The sequence below is a fragment of the Cohnella ginsengisoli genome, from assembly GCF_029525555.1.
Classification (GTDB): domain Bacteria; phylum Bacillota; class Bacilli; order Paenibacillales; family Paenibacillaceae; genus Cohnella; species Cohnella ginsengisoli.
Genome location: NZ_JAPDHZ010000002.1, coordinates 1390267 through 1409249, shown reverse-complemented (window position 1 = coordinate 1409249; position 18983 = coordinate 1390267). Strand labels below are relative to the sequence as shown.

At 61.3% G+C, this 18983-nt stretch carries 17 protein-coding genes and 1 pseudogene; 16 read left to right on the top strand and 2 right to left on the bottom strand.

Going from position 1 to position 18983, the window contains the following annotated elements; all coding sequences use genetic code 11:
• Nucleotides 1–499: 499 nt before the first annotated feature.
• Complete coding sequence (gene asd, locus OMP38_RS06810) at nt 500–1300, bottom strand: archaetidylserine decarboxylase (RefSeq protein ID WP_277564416.1); 801 nt, start codon at nt 1298–1300, stop codon at nt 500–502.
• A gap of 242 nt (nt 1301–1542) precedes the next feature.
• Here asd and OMP38_RS06805 point away from each other — a divergent pair, with 242 nt between their 5' ends.
• From OMP38_RS06805 to OMP38_RS06795, 3 genes are all read left to right on the top strand, one after another.
• Nucleotides 1543–2691 (top strand): glycosyltransferase family 4 protein, encoded by a 1149-nt coding sequence (locus tag OMP38_RS06805; protein ID WP_277564415.1) that lies wholly within the window; start codon nt 1543–1545, stop codon nt 2689–2691.
• A gap of 111 nt (nt 2692–2802) precedes the next feature.
• Complete coding sequence (locus tag OMP38_RS06800; RefSeq protein ID WP_277564414.1) at nt 2803–3165, top strand: helix-turn-helix domain-containing protein; 363 nt, start codon at nt 2803–2805, stop codon at nt 3163–3165.
• The gene (locus tag OMP38_RS06795) at nt 3066–3953 is read left to right on the top strand and encodes an IS3 family transposase (RefSeq protein ID WP_277564413.1); all 888 of its coding nucleotides are present in this window, start codon (nt 3066–3068) and stop codon (nt 3951–3953) included. Before OMP38_RS06800 ends, OMP38_RS06795 begins: the two co-directional genes overlap by 100 nt.
• A 67-nt stretch (nt 3954–4020) precedes the next feature.
• Here OMP38_RS06795 and OMP38_RS06790 read toward each other — a convergent pair.
• Nucleotides 4021–5371: pseudogene (locus OMP38_RS06790) on the bottom strand (Nramp family divalent metal transporter).
• 220 nt (nt 5372–5591) lie between these two features.
• On the opposite strand from OMP38_RS06790, the gene OMP38_RS06785 reads away from it, so the two are divergent.
• The 13 genes from OMP38_RS06785 (at nt 5592) to OMP38_RS06725 (ending at nt 18972) form a co-directional block, all read left to right on the top strand.
• A complete protein-coding gene (locus OMP38_RS06785) occupies nt 5592–8051 on the top strand; it encodes a hypothetical protein (RefSeq protein WP_277564412.1) in 2460 nt (819 codons plus the stop codon).
• A 41-nt stretch (nt 8052–8092) separates the two neighbouring features.
• Nucleotides 8093–11056: a beta strand repeat-containing protein gene (locus OMP38_RS06780; protein WP_277564411.1), complete on the top strand. Its 2964-nt coding sequence runs from the start codon at nt 8093–8095 to the stop codon at nt 11054–11056.
• 22 nt (nt 11057–11078) lie between these two features.
• Complete coding sequence (locus OMP38_RS06775; RefSeq protein ID WP_277564410.1) at nt 11079–11621, top strand: WIAG-tail domain; 543 nt, start codon at nt 11079–11081, stop codon at nt 11619–11621.
• Nucleotides 11622–11913: 292 nt separating this feature from the next.
• Nucleotides 11914–12729, top strand: coding sequence for a glycosyltransferase family 2 protein (locus tag OMP38_RS06770; RefSeq protein ID WP_277564409.1), 816 nt, complete (start codon nt 11914–11916; stop codon nt 12727–12729).
• 65 nt (nt 12730–12794) lie between these two features.
• Nucleotides 12795–13505, top strand: a complete 711-nt coding sequence (locus tag OMP38_RS06765) for a hypothetical protein (RefSeq protein WP_277564408.1) — start codon at nt 12795–12797, stop codon at nt 13503–13505.
• 7 nt (nt 13506–13512) lie between these two features.
• Nucleotides 13513–13830: a hypothetical protein gene (locus tag OMP38_RS06760; protein WP_277564407.1), complete on the top strand. Its 318-nt coding sequence runs from the start codon at nt 13513–13515 to the stop codon at nt 13828–13830.
• Nucleotides 13831–14233: 403 nt separating this feature from the next.
• Entirely contained in the window at nt 14234–14959 is a 726-nt protein-coding gene (locus tag OMP38_RS06755) for a sugar phosphate nucleotidyltransferase (protein WP_277564406.1), read from the top strand.
• A gap of 32 nt (nt 14960–14991) precedes the next feature.
• Nucleotides 14992–15960, top strand: a complete 969-nt coding sequence (locus OMP38_RS06750) for a GT-D fold domain-containing protein (RefSeq protein WP_277564405.1) — start codon at nt 14992–14994, stop codon at nt 15958–15960.
• Between the two features lie 37 nt (nt 15961–15997).
• Complete coding sequence (locus OMP38_RS06745) at nt 15998–17149, top strand: glycosyltransferase family 2 protein (protein WP_277564404.1); 1152 nt, start codon at nt 15998–16000, stop codon at nt 17147–17149.
• 440 nt (nt 17150–17589) lie between these two features.
• Nucleotides 17590–17877: a nucleoside-diphosphate sugar epimerase gene (locus OMP38_RS06740; RefSeq protein ID WP_277564403.1), complete on the top strand. Its 288-nt coding sequence runs from the start codon at nt 17590–17592 to the stop codon at nt 17875–17877.
• Nucleotides 17878–17907: 30 nt separating this feature from the next.
• Nucleotides 17908–18246 carry an alpha-helical endospore appendage domain-containing protein gene (locus OMP38_RS06735; RefSeq protein WP_277564402.1) on the top strand — a complete coding sequence of 113 codons (339 nt, stop codon included), beginning with the start codon at nt 17908–17910 and terminating at the stop codon, nt 18244–18246.
• Nucleotides 18243–18590, top strand: coding sequence for a hypothetical protein (locus OMP38_RS06730; RefSeq protein ID WP_277564401.1), 348 nt, complete (start codon nt 18243–18245; stop codon nt 18588–18590). Before OMP38_RS06735 ends, OMP38_RS06730 begins: the two co-directional genes overlap by 4 nt.
• Before the next feature lie 97 nt (nt 18591–18687).
• Nucleotides 18688–18972, top strand: a complete 285-nt coding sequence (locus OMP38_RS06725) for a hypothetical protein (protein WP_277564400.1) — start codon at nt 18688–18690, stop codon at nt 18970–18972.
• Nucleotides 18973–18983 lie beyond the last annotated feature (11 nt).

Below are 18983 nucleotides of genomic sequence, written 5' to 3'. Positions count from 1 at the left end.
GATGACTGCGCAAATGAAGTTAGGTTCAAGGCTCTCGGCAAACTTCAGTTTTTTGCTTATAGCTATCATTTCAACTGCTTGATTTCGATTGCGTAATTTCGATTGCGTAATTTCGATTGTGTAATTGGATTGCGTAATTGAATTGCGTAATTGAATTGCGTATTTGAATTGCATATTTTCGATTGCATTTTTAAATGCATTTTTGAATGCGTATTTTTGAATGCGTAATTTTCGTTTGTTCATTTTTTCGTATTTGGTTTCGTATTTGAAGTTTCGTTGATTGAACGATTGGATCGCTTAACCTCGTCGACTGGATCGCTTAACTTCGACTGGGTCGCTTAACTTCGTCAGCCTGCGCGAAGGGGATATCGTGTAAATGGGAGAAAAGGAGCTTTGGTTCTGACGCGTCCCAGCAACGAAAAAAGGACCAAAGCCTTTGCGCTGACGGTGAAAGTCATTTCGCCGCTTAAACGCAGTCCGCATTGGTCCCTTCAGAAAGCTAGTTTTTAGTTGGTTCCGCGATCAAAGTGCCGAGCAGCTGTCCCACGCGTACCTGATCGCCAGCCTGGAACCCCGGCAGCGGCAGGAAGGTGTCGTCTTCCGTCAACAGAACGACGGTGGAGCCGAATTCAAAGTAAGCGAGCTCCTGACCGCGTTCAAGCGAACGGGGGAGGGGGTCTGCATACTTGATGCTGCTGACGTTTAGCGCGCCGACCTTCACGACCGCGAGCTCGCCGCTGCCATGACGCATGTAGGTGATGAGCCGTTCGTTGCGGGAGAGCACGCGCCGCATTAAGGTCAGTCCTCGCTCGTTCACGGGGTAGACACGGCCGGGGATATGCTCGGTCTCGACGATCTCGCCGGCGCACGGAGCGTGGATCCGGTGATAATCGGTCGGGCTAAGGTATAGCACCCAGTAATAGCCGCTGCGGTACTGACCGGTGCGGGGCGAGCGGTTCAGCAGCTCCTCCAGCGAATAATCCTGTCCTTTGACTTGCAGGAGCAGCCCGTTTTCGATCGGTCCGCAGGCGGCGATTCGCGCGTCAACCGGACTTACTAACGCGTCGGGGGAAGCGTCGATGTTCCGGCTGCCCGGCGCGAGCCGGCGGGTAAAAAACTCGTTAAGCGTTGCGTATTCGGCAAGCGGCTTTTCCGCTTCTTCGACCGGGATCCGGTATAACGCCGCGAATCTGGGGATCAAGCGCCGGCTCATCGGCGATTTGGCGAAGTTCCCCGTCAAGCGGGAAATGAATTTGCGCGAAGACAGCTCCGTCATGGCGCGCAGCAGCCAACGGTTCATCGTGCGGCCACTCCTTTGCCTCATAGATAGGATTTCCCGACAGCGGGCGCGAATTGCGCGCAGTCGTCCCTTAGTGTGACATATCGCTGACCAAACTTCAACCTGCCTGAATCGCATCCTTCGCAGGAGCAGTCATGAACACCCATTTGCGAGCCATTCGCTTCGCCGCGGGTACCCGCCGTGTCCGACGACTGCCTCCGGGTGTATGCTGTCTGAAATACAGGACGAGGGGTGGTGATACCTTGAGAGCCGCATTCGTAACGCCGGGTGCATATCCGGTCCCCGCGCCGCGCGGGGGCTCCGTGGAGCGCGTCGTGGAAAATTTCGTGCCCTTGCTCGCGGACAATCTGGAGGTGCGCATTTATGGAAGAACCGCAAAGGGGCTGCCGCGAAGGGGCATGCTACACGGTGCCCGCTGCGAACGTGTTCGCGCGCCGGGGAGACGCGCCTATCTGTCGGGCGTGGTTGCAGGACTGCGCGTTTACCGGCCGCAGCTCATCGAGGTAGAGAACCGACCGCGGATGGTGCCGCTGCTGAAGCGAAAATTTCCAGGCGCGCGCGTATGGCTTCATTTGCACTCGAATACTTTCATCTCGGGTAAAGCAATCTCGCCAAGGGAGCTTCAGGAATGCCTCGGGGCGGCCGATCGGATACTTGTGAACAGCTTCTTCTTGAAGGCGGATGTAGAGAGAAGGTCGCCTCGCGTGGCTTCCAAACTGGGCGTTGTCTATCCGGGCGTCGATCCGGCCAGGTTCGGCAGACCTACCGTGCGCGAGACCATACGGAGCGCTCATGGCTGGCAGCACCGCCAGATCGTATTATTCGCGGGCAGGCTTATTCCCCTGAAAGGGGTGCACCATCTGATCGCAGCGCTGCCGGCGCTCATCCGCCGCCACCCGAACGTGCTGTTGGTCATCGTAGGCTCTCCGTTTTACGGTTCAAGCCGTACCTCCGCCTATTCGCGCAAGCTGCTGCGCATGGCCAGGCCATGGCGCCGTTACGTGCACTTCGAACCATATGCCTCGCACGATCAGATGCCGGCTTGGTTCAGTATGGCCGATGTGGCTGTTGTTCCTTCCGTGCGCCGCGAGGCTTTCGGACTCGTCAATGTAGAGGCGATGGCTTCGGGATTGCCTGTCGTCGCTTGCCGTGTCGGCGGCATGACGGAGATCGTCGAAGACGGCGTCACCGGGTTTCTGGTGGACCCGCGTCGCTTGGATGCGGAGCTGCCCGCACGGATATCGCTTCTGCTGGAAGATGAAGCGCTCCGCACGAGGATGGGTGCTTTGGGGCGCGAACGAGTAGTGGAGCGGTTTACCTGGCGGCACACTGCGGAACGATGGCTCGCAGAGCTCTATCGGGACTTGGAGGCAGCAGGCGAAAAGGAATAAGTCAGAGTCAGAATACATGAAGAAACCCGTGCGGCTATGAGCTGCACCCCTTAGAATGGACATTGAGAAAAACCCTCTCAATGACGATCTATTCTAGGGGGTGCTTTCGTTATGGCGAAAAAAGGGCAGAAGTTGCTTACTTACAGTTTTGAAATGAAAAAGAGAGCCGTGGAAATGCGACTTCAAGGAATGACGAAGCAGCAAGTGGCCGACAAGCTGGGGATCGTTGATTTAGATCGTTTAAAAGTATGGTTGAGACGTTATAAGCAGATGGGCGAGTTTGGGCTTATGGATGGGCGTGGGAAACGGAAGCAATACAGTGATGAGGAGCGTTACGTCAAGCGATTGGAAATGGAGAATGCTGTCCTAAAAAAGTGGTTGGCCATTACGAAGGCGGAGGTGTATCAGAGAAATACCGGCTCGTCCATGAATTGCGTGGAAGCTTCAGCGTTACAGCGCTTTGTAAAGAAGTAGGCGTCTCGCGGAGCGGTTATTACGACTACCTGGACCGGATGAACGAGGATAAGGACGCGGAATCTAAGGCGCTTATCCAGAAGACTTACACGCGTTACAACGGCATTTACGGCTACCGGCAAGTGCAGCTTTTCCTACATCAGGACCACGGTGTATGGATGAATCATAAGAAGGTATTGCGACTGATGCAAGAAATTGGGTTGAGCGCTAGAATACGCCGAAAGTACCGTCACCACGCGCGTACTTGGAACACGGGCGACCGCGTCGTGAAAAACGTCTTAGCGCGCAAATTCGAAGCGGATGCACCGAATCAAAAGTGGGTAACCGACGTCACCCAATACCGCGTAGGAAACGAATGGCTATATTTGTCCGCTATTAAAGATTTGTATGACAACTCCATTGTGGCGTACCACATGAGTGAGCGCAATGACCTAGAACTTGTGCTCACGACCTTTAAGAAGGCCTTTAAAGGGAAGAAGGACGTGGCCGGAATGGTCGTTCACAGCGACCAAGGATCCCAGTACACGTCCTACAAATACCACGACATGCTGCCAAAGGTTGGCGCCCAAATCAGCATGTCTCGCCGAGGCAATTGTTATGACAACGCCTCAATGGAGAGCTTCTTCTCCCATTTGAAGACAGAAGCACTCTATCCTTATCATATTCGATCCGTTCAAGAAGCACAAAGACGAATTAAAGCTTATATTCATTTTTATAACAACCGTCGACCGCAAAGAAAACTAAACAAGCTGACCCCGGCTCAATACCGGAACCAGCTTGTGGGGTAGGGCTTTTCTTACATGTCCGCTAAATGGGGTCTTGACCACTAGCCGCGCGGGCTTTTTTATTAAAGGATTAACCGAAAAACGTGCGGTACAACAAGTACGCGTTGAGCACCATTATGACGGCAGCGATGGTCCAAGACAGCCATTTCAGCCATGCCTTGTTGGCGAACTCGCCCATCTTGACGCGATCGGACGTGAACTTGACGAGCGGAACGACGGCGAAGGACAACTGCAAGGATAGGATGACCTGGCTTAGGATGAGCAGGTCCATCGTTCCCTTTTCACCGTACAATGCCGTCACGATGACCGCCGGCACGATCGCGATAAGCCTCGTGATGAGGCGCCTCAGCCAAGGCTTCATCCGAATGTTCAGAAAGCCCTCCATGACGATCTGGCCCGCGAGGGTGCCGGTCAGCGTAGAGTTTTGTCCCGAAGCGAGCAGTGCAACTCCGAATAAGACGGATGCTGCGGCTGTGCCGAGCAGCGGCGCGAGCAGATGGTAGGCTTCGTCGATGTCCGCCACTTCGGAGTGGCCGCTCGTATGGAATGCCGCAGCCGCGATGATCAGAATCGCGGCGTTAATGAACAGGGCGAAGAACAAGGCGATCGAGGAGTCCCAAGTCGCGTATTTAATCGCTTGTCGCTTGCCCGCGGGCGTGCGGTCGTAATCGCGCGTCTGGACGATCGAAGAGTGCAGGTACAGATTGTGCGGCATGACCGTCGCGCCGAGAATGCCGATTCCAATATAAAGCATGGTCGGATTGGAGATGATCTCCGCGCTCGGCACGAAGCCTTTGGCAATGCCGGCGATCGAAGGCTGCGACAGGAAGAGCTCGATGCCGAAGCATGCGCCGATGAGCACGATCAGCGCGATGACGAACGCCTCGATGTAGCGAAACCCTTTATTCTGAAGGAACAAAATAATTCAGGACGTCGAACGCGGTTAAAATAACGCCGTACAGCAGCGGAATGCCGAATAACAGGTTCAGCGCGATCGCGGCCCCGATCACTTCGGCCAGATCGCAGGCAGCAATGGCAAGCTCGCAGAGCGCCCACAGCCCCACCGCTACCGGCTTGCTGTAATGATCGCGGCAGGCCTGGGCCAGGTCTTTGCCGGTGACGATGCCGAGCTTGCCGGATAAGGCTTGAAGCACCATCGCCATCAGGTTAGACAGCAGGATGACCGAGAGCAGCGCGTAGCCGAACTGGGAACCGCCGGCCAAGTCCGTCGCCCAGTTGCCGGGATCCATGTAGCCGACGGCTACGAGATAACCTGGGCCGGCAAAGGCCAGGAACTTGCGGATCAGCGAGCCTTTGTGCGGTACTTTTAGACTTCTGTGCGCTTCGGGCAGCGACGGCATGCCATCCTTGCGGCGCCAGCCGCCGGTTGGCGGCGTGCTGAGCGCGGCTTCTTCTTTCATGACGGATCACCTCTTGTTGAGATAAATATAATCTGCATAAGGCAATAATTTTGGCATATGGGACATAAAGTTGCACTGAGGCAAAACCTCTGTTAGGTTTTAATATACGCCCGAACCCTGAAAAAGTAAACTGCATTTTTGCACGGGCTTGAAGCCGTCGTGACACCCGCCCGGATCCCTGCATAGTATGAGGCAGATCATATTCGGGAAGGAGCCTCACATGAAGACGTCCAAATCCGGAAAAAAGAAGCGGCAGGTACGAAAACCGCTCTACTTTGTAGATAACCCCAACCAGCAGGAATTAAGTTGGGTCGAGGAGCTGCGCTCTGAGGAACAGGAAAAGGTGGGACTGCACAGTACGGCGGCTGCGGAGGACCTTCTGGTCCCCGCCGCTGCAGAAGAGCAGCCGGCTCTGCGCAAGGATACGGGAAGATCGGCAGAACTGCCCCTGATTACGAAGGAAGCCTTGCATACTCCTTTGAAGAAAAGCGTCGACGACAACTTGGCAAGGCGCAACGTCAAACAACGGCCGAGAATCGAAGGCGTGCCTACGGACTTTTTCTCGACCGGCCCCATTAACGAATTCGTGACGGCTGACGACCTGGGCAGCTTCGAGGAGACTGGCAAGGCGGGCGACAACACGGTCGTTGCCGATGAATTCGTATCGATTTCCGAAGCGGCGCCGGCCCTAACCGGCGGCATGAAGAAGGATAACGTCGAATCTGTCGCGGCATCTTCGGGGAATGTCTCCGCGTCCAATGAAACCATTCGTCCGAACGACGTTCCGTCCGTTCCCTTCGACCGGGAGGCCCGTTACGACAGGCTGCTCGAGCAGCGTCTGCCGGGCAAGCCTAAGCCGCTCGTCTATACGGACGACTTGGCGGACGCTTCCGTGGCTGAGAGCAAGCTCGCACCTCGCGCTGTTCGCACGTACCACATCGACAGCGAGGCGGTGACGACGGCGCAGTTGGCCGATTACGCCGTTTCTCAGATCAAGTTGGCCGACCGTTCGGTCAGCGGACAGAAGATTGCGCAGGAGACGATCACTGGGGAGCATTTGGCCAAAAACGCCGTATCGGGCCAAAAGCTTCGCGACAAATCGGTCACTGGCGATAAGCTCAAGGATGGCAGCATCACGCCTGAGAAGCTGGCGGACCGGATCATCAACGGCGACAAGCTGGCTGAGCGATCTATTGAAGCGAAGCATCTGTCGCTGTCGATCATCACGTCCGAGCTGCTGCAGGAACAATCGATCACGTCCGACAAGATCAAGCGCGGCTCCGTGTTGACCGAAAATCTAGCGCACGAAAGCGTGGATACCGCCAAGCTGGCCGATGGCGCCGTGACAGGCTCAAAAATCCGCGACGGAGCGGTCGGCACGACGAAAATCGCTGCGGGCGCCATCGGCTCAGAGCATTTGACGCCAGGCCTCATCCTGGCCGATCACGTCGCGCACGGAACGCTGCAGGGCAAGCATATTGCTGCAGGCGCGATCGGCGGCGATCGATTGGCAGGCGGGGCCGTAGGCGCCGATCAATTGGCGGACGGCGCCGTGAATGGCGCCAAGATCGCCGCGCGCGCAGTCGGTCCGGCGCACCTGGCCGCAGGTTCCGTGCTTGCGGACCAGCTGGCGGATGGGGCGGTAGGTACTGCGCATGTAGCGGATGGCGCAATCGTCGCTTCTAAAATCGCAGGCGGCGCCGTGCACGGTCCGCATATCGCGTCCGGCGCGATCGATGCGGAGCATCTGGCGAAGGGATCCGTCGGAGGCGAACAGCTTGCGCCTGGCGCCGTGGACACGGCGGCGATCCGGGCGAACGCGGTGACAGCGGATCAGTTGGCCGAAGGCGCGGTCGGCGGGCAGCAGCTTGCGATCCGTTCGGTATCCGCCCATCATCTGAACGATCATGTCGTCACGTCGTTGAAGCTGGCGCCGGAGTCGGTCACGGTCGAAAAGCTCGCGGATCTGTCGGTCTCCGGCGCCAAGCTGGCGGATGGCAGCGTGACCGCGGCAAAGATCGCGCCGGGCGCCGTCGGCCGGTCGGCTGTCGCCAGAAGCGCGATCGGAGGAAGCGAGCTCGCGGAAAAAGCGGTCGGCGACGTCCATCTGGCGGCCGGCAGCGTGCGCAGAGAAGCGATTCAGCCGGGCGCGGTCGGTCCGGAGCAACTGGCTGAAGGCAGCGTCGGCCATTCGAAGCTGGCGCAGGACTCGGTCGGCAGCGAGCAGCTGCGCTATGGCGCGGTCACGGGAGACGCGCTTGCCGAAGGCGCCGTGTCCGGACATCACTTGACGACCGACAGCGTGGGCACTGATTTGCTTATTGCAGGATCGGTCACGGCGGAAAAGCTGGCCGAATCGAGCGTGACGGCCGGCAAGCTGGCGAACGGCGCCGTGGAAGCCCGTCATCTGAGCGCAGGCAGCGTGAACGCAGCTGCGCTCGCCTCGGGCGCCATTACGCCCGACAAGCTGAGCGAAGGCAGCGTGACGCGCGAAGCGCTTGCCTTGCGCGCGATAGGCTGGGCGCAGCTGGATGCGATGAGCGTAGGAGAAGCCCAGTTGCAGCCGGAAGCCGTTAGAGGCGTTCATCTCGGAAGAGGCGCGGTATCTCTCCGTCACTTGTCGTCCGACATGCTTAAGATCGCCGCCCTGGCGGAAAGCCGGATCGATGCGGAGAGATAGAGGAAGCCGCGGTCACGGCTTATCATCTTCGCTCGAACGCCGTGACGGCAGAAAAGCTGGCGGCAGGCTCGGTTACGTCGGAGAAGCTCGCGGACGGCATCGTGAACGAAGATAAGCTAGCGGACGGCGCGGTCACGAGCGACAAGCTCGCAGACGCGAGCATCACGTCGTCGAGCATCGCGAACGGCGCCGTCGGCCGCGGTCATCTGGCATCTGGCGTCGTCGGTCCGGGCCAGCTCGATCCGATCTTGCTCGCTGCGATCGCGGAAGCAGGCGCGCCGATCGGCGCGGATCGCTTGCAGGCGAACGCAGTTGGGGGCGACCAGTTGCAAAACGGATCGGTTACGTCGAGCAAGCTCGCGGATGGCAGCGTGGGATCCTCGGCACTGGCCGAGGGCAGTGTCACGGCCGGCAAGCTTGCTGCGGGCAGCGTCGAATCCGCGGCGCTGGCCAAAGATAGCGTGACATCCGGCAAACTGGCGGCAGGGAGCGTCGGTTCATCTGCGCTTGCCAAGGGAAGCGTGACGTTCGGCAAGCTAGCCGCAGACAGCGTGGACACGGCGGCTTTGGCGGACGGAAGCGTCGCTGCAAGCAAGCTGGCGGCAGGGAGCGTAGGTACCTCCGCGTTGTCTGAGGGCAGCGTGACGGCAAGCAAGCTCGCGCCGGGCAGCGTGGATACGGCGGCGCTGGCGCCAGGTTCCGTGGACGCAAGCAAGCTAGTTGCGGACAGCGTTGGTTCAATTGCATTGGCTGAGGGCAGCGTTACCTCCAGCAAAATTGCCATTGGCAGCGTGGATGCCGCGAAACTGGCGGCTGGCAGCGTCACCGCCGGGAAATTGGCCGCATGGAGCGTGGAAACCGCATCTTTGGCCGACGGCTGCGTGATCGCGAGCAAGCTGGCAGCGGGTAGCGTAAACGCGACGAAGCTGGCCGACGGCAGCGTGAACGAGGCGAAGCTGGCCGACGGCGTCGTAACGACGAGCAAGCTGGCCGAGGGAAGCGTAGACACGGCGGCGCTGGCGGACGACAGCGTGAGCGAAGCCAAGTTGGCAGATGGTTCTGTAACGACGAGTAAGCTGGCCGACGGCATCGTTACGAGTAGCAAATTGGCAGAAGGCAGTGTGGACTCTGCAGCTCTGGTCGATGGTAGCGTGAACGAGTCAAAGCTGGCTGATGACAGCGTAAGCGCGTCGAAGCTGGCCGACGGCGCAGTAACGGCGAGCAAGCTGGCCGAAGGCAGCGTGGATTCGGCGGCCTTGACCGACGGTAGCGTAAGCGAGGCTAAGCTGGCCGACGGCGTCGTGACGGCGAGTAAGCTGGCGATAGGTAGCGTGGATTCGGCAGCTCTTATAGACGGCAGTGTGAGCGCATCGAAACTGGCCGAGGGTGTCGTGACGACGAACAAATTGGCCGAAGGCAGCGTGAGCGAGTCGAAGCTGGCTGACGGTGTCGTAACGAAGAGCAAGCTGGCCGAGGGCAGCGTAAACACGGCGGCTCTGGCGGACAGCAGCGTGAGCGAAGCCAAATTGGCCGACGGAAGCATAAGTGCGTCGAAGTTGGCCGATGGCGCCGTAACGAGGAGCAAGCTAGTCGAAGGCAGCGTGGATACGGCGGCTCTGGCCGACGGCAGCGTGAACGAAGCGAAGCTGGCCGACGGCGTCGTAAGCGAGTCGAAGCTGGCCGACGGCGCCGTGACGTCAAGCAAGCTGACCGAAGGCAGCGTGGATACGGCGGCTCTGGCGGACGGCAGCGTGAGCGAAACCAAATTGGCCGACGGCAGCGTAAGCGAGTCGAAGTTGGCAGATGGCGTCGTATCGACGAGCAAGCTTGTAGATGGCAGCGTAAATGAGGCGAAGCTGGCCGACGGCAGCGTAAGCGGGTCGAAGCTGGCCGACGGCGCCGTGACGTCAAGCAAGCTGACCGAAGGCAGCGTGGATACGGCGGCTCTGGCTGACGGCAGCGTGAGCGAAACCAAATTGGCCGACGGCAGCGTAAGCGAGTCGAAGTTGGCAGATGGCGTCGTATCGACGAGCAAGCTTGTAGATGGCAGCGTAAATGAGGCGAAGCTGGCGGACGGCAGCGTGAACGAAGCGAAGCTGGCCGACGGCGTCGTGACGACGAGCAAGCTGGCGGCAGGCAGCGTGGACACGGCGGCTCTGGCTGACGGCAGCGTGAACGAGGCGAAGCTGGCCGACGGCGTCGTGACGTCAAGCAAGCTGTCGGCAGGCAGCGTGGACACGGCGGCTCTGGCTGACGGCAGCGTGAACGAGGCGAAGCTGGCCGACGGCGTCGTGACGGTGAGTAAGCTGGCGACAGGCAGCGTGGACACGGCGGCTCTGGCTGACGGCAGCGTGAACGAAGCGAAGCTGGCCGACGGCGCCGTGACGTCAAGCAAGCTGACCGAAGGCAGCGTGGACACGGCGGCTCTGGCGGACGGCAGCGTGAACGAAGCGAAGCTGGCCGACGGCGCCGTGACGTCAAGCAAGCTGGCCGAAGGTAGCGTTGACACGACGGTTCTAGCCGACGGTTGCGTGAACGAAGCGAAGCTGGCCGACGGCGTCGTGACGACGAGCAAGCTGGCCGAAGGCAGCGTGGGCTCGGCTGCTCTGGCAGATGACAGCGTAAGCGAGTCGAAGCTGGCCGACGGCGCTGTTACGACGAGCAAGCTGGCGGCAGGCAGCGTCGACACGTCCGCGATAGCGGACGGAAGCGTGACGCCGGCGAAACTCGCAGCAGGCAGCTTGAGCGCCTTTGCTCTGGCCGATGGCAGCGTGACGGCCGACAAGCTGGCTGAAGGCAGCGTCAAGACGTCTGCGCTCGCGTTTTTCGCGGTTGGAACGAACCAGCTTGAAAACAGCGCCGTTACCTTCGACAAGCTGGCAGCCGCGAGCGTCGGCTCCGTTCATATCGAGGAGCGGTCCGTCGACGGCGGCAAGCTGGCTGAAGGCAGCGTGGACGCGGGTCACATCCGCCAAGGCGCGATTCTGGCTTATCACCTTCAGTGAGGGCAGCGTCGAGCGGGAGGCGTTGGGCGAATGGAGCGTCGATTCTAGCAAGCTCGCGCCCGGAGCCGTAGGCTTCGAGCAGTTGGCCGACAGGTCCGTCGGCAGCGGAAAACTGCAAGACGAGAGCGTGAATAGCGATCATCTGGCAGCCGGCGCCGTGACGTTCGACAAACTCGCGCCAGAGGTTGGCGGCTTGTTGACGGATCTGAGCGGCGCGCTTCGGACGACGAAGCTGCGGCTCGCGCAAGAGCCTATCCAGCCGGAACCGCCGGCGGCTCCGATGCTTGCAGTCGCGTCGGCCGTTCCCGGCGTCGGCCTGACGTTCGGTCATGTCGACTATGCGTTCGGCGGCATCGAGGACCGGATCGAAGTGTCCGTCTCGTTCGATGCTCCGTATGCGGACGACGCTTATGTCGTCTTCGCGATGGCCGATCATCCCGGCTGCGTCTGCACCTTGAAGGAAAAATCGCCGGAAAAAGCGACATTCGACGTTTGCCGCACGCGTCTTACGCCCGCCCCGAACGGCCGGATCCAATGGATGGCCGTCGGCCTCAAATCCAACTGATACGTCACGACTCGCAAGCCCTCGTCCCGTCTACAAGGCGGCGGGGGCTTTTCGTCGCCTTACCCTTTTTCACATGAGATGCAGTTGTACGGGCTCAAATCTCTCGTACAAGTGCCGTTGCATATGGACACGTTGCACATATGATGTCCTGTACACTGCTGCCTGACAGGGAGGGGATTCGATGAAGCACCGGACCGGTAGCGACAGATCCGCAAGTCTCGAGCGCCGCCGGCCGCCTGTCCGCCGGAAGCGGTCTCGACCCGCTCTTCGAGGCAGGGCGCCAGGAAGGGCGATGCGGGCGGCTGCGAAGCGCACGGCAACGGTTGATCGCGCGCAAATGAGCCGGACAGGCGCTCGCGGAGACGAAGCGCGGCGGCCGCCCGCGGTCTCGGTCATCATCCCGGTGATGAACGAGAAGCGGACGCTGGCGCGCGTCATCCGGGAGGCATACCGCATTCATCCGCGCACCGAAGTCATCGCTGTGCTGAACGGCTCTACCGACGGCTCTCTGGCCATCGCCAAGACGAGCGGCGCGCGCGTGCTCGTGTTCGACAGCCCTCTCGGCCACGATGTCGGCCGGGCCGTCGGCGCAAGAGAGGCGTCGGGCGACACGCTGTTGTTCATTGACGCCGATATGATCATTCCCGCCGCCCGGTTGCGCGCGTTTACGAACGCGATCGAGCGGGGGACGGATATTGCCCTGAATGACTATTCGGGCCCGCGCAAGCGGCCTGTCGTCCACAATGTCGTTCTGGCGAAGCATGCACTGAACGCGCTGCTCGGCAGACCTGATCTTGAGGGGGCGTCCATGACCGCGGTACCCCATGCGATCAGCCGCCGCGCGTTAACTGCGATCGGCGCGGATGCGCTGGCGGTGCCGCCGCTCGCGATGACGAAGGCGCTGCATGCCGGCTTGAACGTCCGTCGGGTGCGTCATATCGACGTGGGCGCGATAAACCGGCCGCGGACGAAACGCGAGCGGACCGGTTCGCTGGAGCCGCTGATCATCGGCGACCATCTCGAGGCGATCGGCTGGTGGCTGATGGGCGACGGAGCTGCCGGGCGGCCGCCGCAAGGCATCGGCGCGCGCAGGGGAGAGGGCGCATGAGGAGAAGAAACGCTTTGAAAGGCGCAAAGATTGTGCGAAAAAGAGTCGATCGACGGAGAGTCGCCATGCGCGGATCTAACGATAGAAGAGTCGCCGCCGCTACGAAGGCGACGGGCAAGGCCGCCGAGTACTGGCGGCGCGAAGGCGCGGTAGACGGCGCTGCATGGCGTTCGGCGCACCCTGCAGGGACGGTCAGGGCGTTGAGCGACTATGCGCAGCGCGCATGGGCTGATAAAGTAAGCCGACAGGCGGCTGCAGGAAGCGCGGATCGTTTACGGCTGTACCGGTATGGAGCGGCATATGCAGCCGGCATCCGCCAAGGCAGCGGCATGCAGATGCATGACGAGCTGCTGCCGCTGCAGGGTTCGGCTTCCGCCGTCCTGTATGCAGACGGAAGTACAGCGAGCCTGCAGGCGGTGCTGGCAGAGCTCGAACGGCTGCCGCTCCGGGAGATCGTCGTCGTGCTCGGAGCGAACGCCGAGCCGATGCTTAAGACATTGCTATCCCATCCCCGAGTCGTCGTGTTTCATTCGCCAGACGGATACAAGAGCCCGCATGCAGCTCGCGCTGCCGGCGCCAAACTGACCGGCGCGGACTCGGTGCTGTTCGCGGACGGCGCGAAGCCTTGCCCTGCGAGGCTGCTTGGGGCGATGCTCGTTCGGGCGGATGCCGGTACGGACGCCGTGCTGTGCGACAGAACGACGCAAGAGGGAGCGTTCGACCGCAGGGGGAGGCGCTTCCTGGCTGCGGGAATTTCTCAATGTTTCTCTTGGTAGGCCGGATTTGCGCGCGGACGCCATCGGCGGCGTACCCTTCGTCTTGTCGCGGCGCGCGATCGACGCGATCGGGACGGAAGCGCTCGGGAATCCTGCGAGAGCTCAGGCGGCCGCGCTCGTATCTGGACTGCGCGTGTCGGGTTGCGACGGCGTTCCTTTCTCGGGAGAGCGGGAAGAGCCGGCATCCGCCGTAAGCGCCTATACGGCCGCTTGGCGGGAATGTTTGTCGGTACGGGGGGCGAGACTCGGCTTTCCTGATCAAAAGCGCAATCGTCAGGCGATCGGAGGGGGAGGCCAGGGTACGGACGACGGCCGTCATACCTAGCTTTGACCGTCCCGTACGGCTCGAGCTTGCATCCAAGCGGTGCGGCAGCATGCCGAGCGAAAGGCAGACACCATTGTCGACGCGGCGGGACGTTCGTCGGAAACGGATATCCGGGTTTGATGGCAGTACTTCCGGGTTCGCCAGGATGCTTTCAACGGGATGTGCCCCTTGGAGCATACAGCGGCGGAGCTTGCCTAGCGACGCGCAGGCAGGAGATGAAGGAGATCGGGATGCCGGATCCCAGTTCCGCAGCGGGGCTGGGCGTTCGCGGATTACGACCTGCGCGCGAGACTGAACGGATGAGATCCGATGCCAGTGCGCGGGCCAATCGCGCTCGACCGGCTGGCGTTTGCCGAGAAATGGAGTCTGGATTCGATCGCCTTATTCTGAAGGAGGGGTGGCTTTGAAAGCCGTAATATTGGCAGGCGGCTCAGGAACGCGGTTGAAGCCGCTCACGTACTGGACGAACAAGCATTTGCTGCCCGTCGGCAGGTATCCGATGATCTGCTATGGCATCGCGAGGCTTCGCGAAGCCGGCGTCAGGGATATCGTGCTCGTGACGGGGCGCAGCTCGCTCGGCGACTTCGTCGAAGTGCTGGGCAGCGGCCGGGACTGGGGCGTCTCGATCGTTTACCGGGTCCAGGAAGAAGCGGGCGGCATTGCGCAGGCGCTGGAGCTGGCGCGCCCGATGCTGCATCCCGGCGAGAAGTTCGCGGTGCTGCTCGGGGACAATTTGTTCTCGGAGTCGGTCGCGCCTTACTTCGACGACTTCCAACGCCAAGCTGACGGCGCGATGGTTCTTCTCTATCCGGTGAACGATCCGCACCGATACGGCGTTCCCGAGATGGATGAGGCAGGGGGCAAGATTCTCCACATCGAAGAAAAGCCGGAGCATCCCGCTTCCACTTACTGCGTGACCGGCCTATATATGTATCATGCCGACGTGTTCGACATCATCGACGGGATCAAGCCTTCGCAGCGCGGGGAGCTGGAGATCACGGACGTGAACAATGCCTACGCCCATGCGGGAAAGCTGACGTTCCGCGAGCTGTCGGGCTGGTGGAACGACGCGGGAACCTTCGAATCGCTCGAGGAAGCGAGCGGGAAGCTGAAGGGCGTATTGCCGTGAAAAGGATCGCCCGCGGTCGCGGCGGAGCGGCTTTGAAACGTCCCAGAGCGGCCTCGCGCAGGGGCAGGCAGGGAGGCAAGCGCGCTGTCGGCCTCTCCGGCCGCAAGGGGCGGCTGCGGCACCGAAGGCCGAGGCCGAACCCCCGTGTCGCGAGCGAAGCGCAGCAACGGTTAGCTCCCGGCTACGACGAAGGATACCTCGAGGGGCTGTACGACGGCGGAGAGCGCCTGCTCGAAGCCGCCTTGCCTGGCGACTGTATCGTGCCGGACATCTCGGTTGCGGAAGTGATCGCAGCCGGAATACCTCACGTGCTGGCGCGCAGCATCCGGCTGCTCGGGCCAGAGGAGCTGTGCGCCGAGCTTGAGGCCGCGCTGGCGGCTGGCCGGCCGTACAGCGTCGTAAGGCTGGGAGACGGCGAGCTGCTCACGCTGGCGCAGGATAGGCTGAAGCCGGCGGCGGAGATCGCGCGGGAAAGCCCATTTCTGTCGTATGCAGGGGTTGACGCGCCGGATGGCGCAGCCAGAGACGAACTCGCGGCTGCCATTCGCAGGGCGACGGTCGTCGGCGTGCCGCTGTCGCGCAAACCGAACTACCAGCCGCTGCTGTTCGAGGCGCTCAGGCGCAATGGGGTGCCGCCCGAATCGCTGCGCCTCACGAGCTCAATGATCAATTACGCGCTGCATGAGTCGGGCCATCTGATGCGGCTCGCCGCCGGCAAGCGGATCGCGATCGTGGGCAACAAAGCCGAGGCGCTGGCCCGCGCGCTGCGCGCCGCCGGTCTCGAAGTCGTCCACACTGTCGCGCCAGTTGACGGTATGTCGGATTATGCCGGCGCCGTGGAGCGGGCGGCCGCCTTGCCGTTCGATCTGGCGCTCGTGTCGGCAGGCATCGCGGCGGTCCCGATCTGCGTCGGGCTGGCCGAGCGAACGGGCAAGGCCGCGTTCGACTTCGGTCACATGGCGGACAGACTGGGCGGGGCGGCAGTGCCTGCGGTCGAATAGCGTCGGGACGACTCTTCAAGAAAGGAGGCAGACGCGGATGGCCAAAAATCGAGCAAACCGCAGAGGCAGACGCGCCGTCCGGCCGCGATCCCGGCCACGGGCTGCGCGCGTAAGGGCCGTGCCCCGTTACCAGGACGGCTACGGCAACGGATATCGAGAAGGCGTGCAGGCGGGAATTTCGAGCTTCGACACGCTTTTCGAAGGCACGAGCATCATCATCCCCACCTTCAACCAGCGGGAGCTGCTTGGAAAGTGCATCAACAGCATCGTGAGGCACACGCAGCCCGCCTACGAGATCATCGTCATCGACAACGGTTCCACCGACGGGACGGCCGAGTATTTGGCGAGGCTTGGCGGGACCGTGCGGTATCGGGTGCTGGAGCGTAATCGGGGTTTTGCGGGCGCCTGCAATATCGGGCTCATGATGGCCAAGGGACGGACGTTGATGCTGCTGAACAACGATACGCTCGTCACCAAGAACTGGCTGGCTAACCTGCTCGCCTGTCTCGACAGCGATCCGGGCATCGGCGCGGTGGGTCCGGTGACGAACTACATCGGCGGGGAACAGCAGATTCGGGTGCCTTACACGAACGTTCACGATATGCAGTCGTTCGCATCGGGATTCAACCGCCACGACCCGGGCCGCTGGCAGGAGACGGATCGGCTCGTCGGCTTCTGCGTGCTGATGCGTCGGGAAACCTTTCTCAGGATCGGCTATCTGGACGAAGGCTTCGAGTTCGGCAACTTCGAGGACGACGACTGGGACACTCGCGTTCGGCTGCTCGGCCAGCGTCTCGTGATCGCGGGCGACACGTTTATCCATCACTTCGGAAGCGTCAGCATCCGGGCGTTGGGCGACGATTTCCTTCGCGTTCACGCGGCGAACGAGCGCTACTACATCGACAAATGGCGGGGCTGGCAGCAGTGGGCGGGCACAGTCGCTTCGGCGATCGCGGAGGATGGGAATGCCGGTTCGTTAGGGCTAAGCGAGCTGTTCCCTGAGCGGGGTTGCCGTCCGCGCGGCAGATGCCGACGTCTATTGGGTGGAAGGCGGCATGCGCAGGCTCGTGATCGGCGTGCTGCCGTTCGAGGCCGTCAAGCTCTCGCGCATCGATCTGCGCCGATGGCCCGTCGGGGACCCGATCGAAGCGGATGCAGCGGCCTCCCGCTGGCGCGGCGCCGGCGTTGAACCGGTCGAAGGAAGGGCGTGCGCCGTTGCGCTTCTGCCCGATGGGACCGCCTATCATCTTGAGGGCGATACGGCGAGGCGCGTGCTCGGGACCGTCGCGCTTAAGAGCTGGAACCTCCATCTCAAGCCGATGGCGGAAGTGTCGGAAGCCGCGCTGGCGGGATGGCGCCGGGCGCCCCGATTATCGCGCTGCCGAAGCTGCTCCAGGCATTGTGACGAGCAAACGGAACACAAGGCGAGCCGATCCGGCTCGCTTCTTCGATTTGACCGATTGAAGAAGGCGAGCGGCTTTTTACCATGCCGCCTTGACTTCGATTTCCCAGGAGGCAAACGGACTTCGTGTGGCAAACGGGCAAGCGCCGCATAAGATAATGAAGGCATGAATCGCGCCGAACGGCACGTACACGATCGCAATAAGCGGAGGCGGGGGAGGCGGAACCATGCAAAATTTTTTGACCGAAGTGGCGGTTCACCTATCCCATTCCCACCAGCATATGGCGCGCATTATGGACGCCAAGCGTCAGGTCGCGGTCCGGATGTCGCAGATGATCACGGCTTTACCGGATATGCATCCCGATTTAAACGGGCTGGACGGACTGCTGGGAGGCTCGGCTGACGTCACCAAGAGCATCATTGCCTACGTGGTCGGACTGGCCGATATGCACGACGCGCTGGCGGACAGTCTCAAGCAGATCGTGAAGGCGGCGGACATTCCCGACGAAGAATAACAAGCGGACTTCGCAGGGAGGAGAACGGCGATGACGAGAGAGGAAGCCTATTATAATACATTGAACGCGATTGCCAAAATGCAGTGGAACATGGCGATGATCCTGGAAGCGAAGGCCTTCGAGGCGGAGAAGGTTCGCAACTGGTTGTGCATGCACGTCACAACGGACTCGATCCCGGACCATGCGTCGAACCTGTCTACCTCCCTGAAGATTCACGAACAGAACGTGGAACTGATCGAGGGTCTGACCAAGCTGTGCCAGGGCATGAACCGCAGCATGAAAACGATCCTCGAGCCAGGCGGCGACCAAGAGGAAAGCGGTCTGTCGGGACTGCTGGACGGCTTGGGAGGCGGCGATTCGGACGGATGAGCCGGCTGAACGCGGAGTGGGAAGCGAAGCTCGCCATGCTGAAGGCGATCGCGAGGAGTCAGGAAGCGATGGCGCGCATGCTGGAGAGCGCGGCTGACATCAGCGCGGCGGGCGTGCCGTCCGCTTCTTCGCTCCGCGAGCATGTGCGGGTGCTGACGGGGCTGCAAGCCGAGATGGCGAGGAGCGTGGCGGGCGTGTCCTGGATGCCGCCTAAGCAGGGGAGGCCGGTTGGCCCTTGGTTGAAAAAGGCTGCGGCTGTGCGCCTGAAGATCATTGGCGCGCGCGGAGGCGGCGGCACTGGGGCGGAAGGCATGGCGGGCAGGAGAGTCCGGCGGGGCGGCTGAGGCAGTGGGCGCAACAGCCATACGAGTCGGGATGGCCGAAAACGAATGACGACAGTCGCAAGCAGGAGCCAATCGTTGAGTGAAGGGGGGAGCGGCGATGGAGAGGATCACGGTGCATGCGCTGCGTAGAACGAGCCGGGCGAAGCCGGGGCGGGGAACGCATTCGCTGCGGAGGAAAAGCGTAGCGGCCAGGCGGAAGCCCGGCCTGAAAAAGCGCGCGGCAGCCGTAGGCAAGCGACGGATCGGCCGCGTAAGAAGCCATAGGCAGAGGACGACGAACCCGAGCGCCAGCTTCAATCAGGCGTACAACGAAGGGTACAACGCCGGTTTCGCCAAAGGCTTCGAAGACGGCCACCAGCTTGCTTACGATAAGCAGGTTTGATGCGCGGGAGA

Coding starts and splice junctions, on each gene's coding strand:
- OMP38_RS06730 (WP_277564401.1), top strand. CDS start 18,243: ATGAGCCGGCTGAACGCGGAGTGGGAAGCGAAGCTCGCCATGCTGAAG.
- OMP38_RS06735 (WP_277564402.1), top strand. CDS start 17,908: ATGACGAGAGAGGAAGCCTATTATAATACATTGAACGCGATTGCCAAA.
- OMP38_RS06745 (WP_277564404.1), top strand. CDS start 15,998: ATGGCCAAAAATCGAGCAAACCGCAGAGGCAGACGCGCCGTCCGGCCG.
- OMP38_RS06765 (WP_277564408.1), top strand. CDS start 12,795: ATGCGCGGATCTAACGATAGAAGAGTCGCCGCCGCTACGAAGGCGACG.
- OMP38_RS06785 (WP_277564412.1), top strand. CDS start 5,592: ATGAAGACGTCCAAATCCGGAAAAAAGAAGCGGCAGGTACGAAAACCG.
- asd (WP_277564416.1), bottom strand. CDS start 1,300: ATGAACCGTTGGCTGCTGCGCGCCATGACGGAGCTGTCTTCGCGCAAA.
- OMP38_RS06770 (WP_277564409.1), top strand. CDS start 11,914: ATGCGGGCGGCTGCGAAGCGCACGGCAACGGTTGATCGCGCGCAAATG.
- OMP38_RS06725 (WP_277564400.1), top strand. CDS start 18,688: ATGGAGAGGATCACGGTGCATGCGCTGCGTAGAACGAGCCGGGCGAAG.
- OMP38_RS06800 (WP_277564414.1), top strand. CDS start 2,803: ATGGCGAAAAAAGGGCAGAAGTTGCTTACTTACAGTTTTGAAATGAAA.
- OMP38_RS06740 (WP_277564403.1), top strand. CDS start 17,590: ATGCAAAATTTTTTGACCGAAGTGGCGGTTCACCTATCCCATTCCCAC.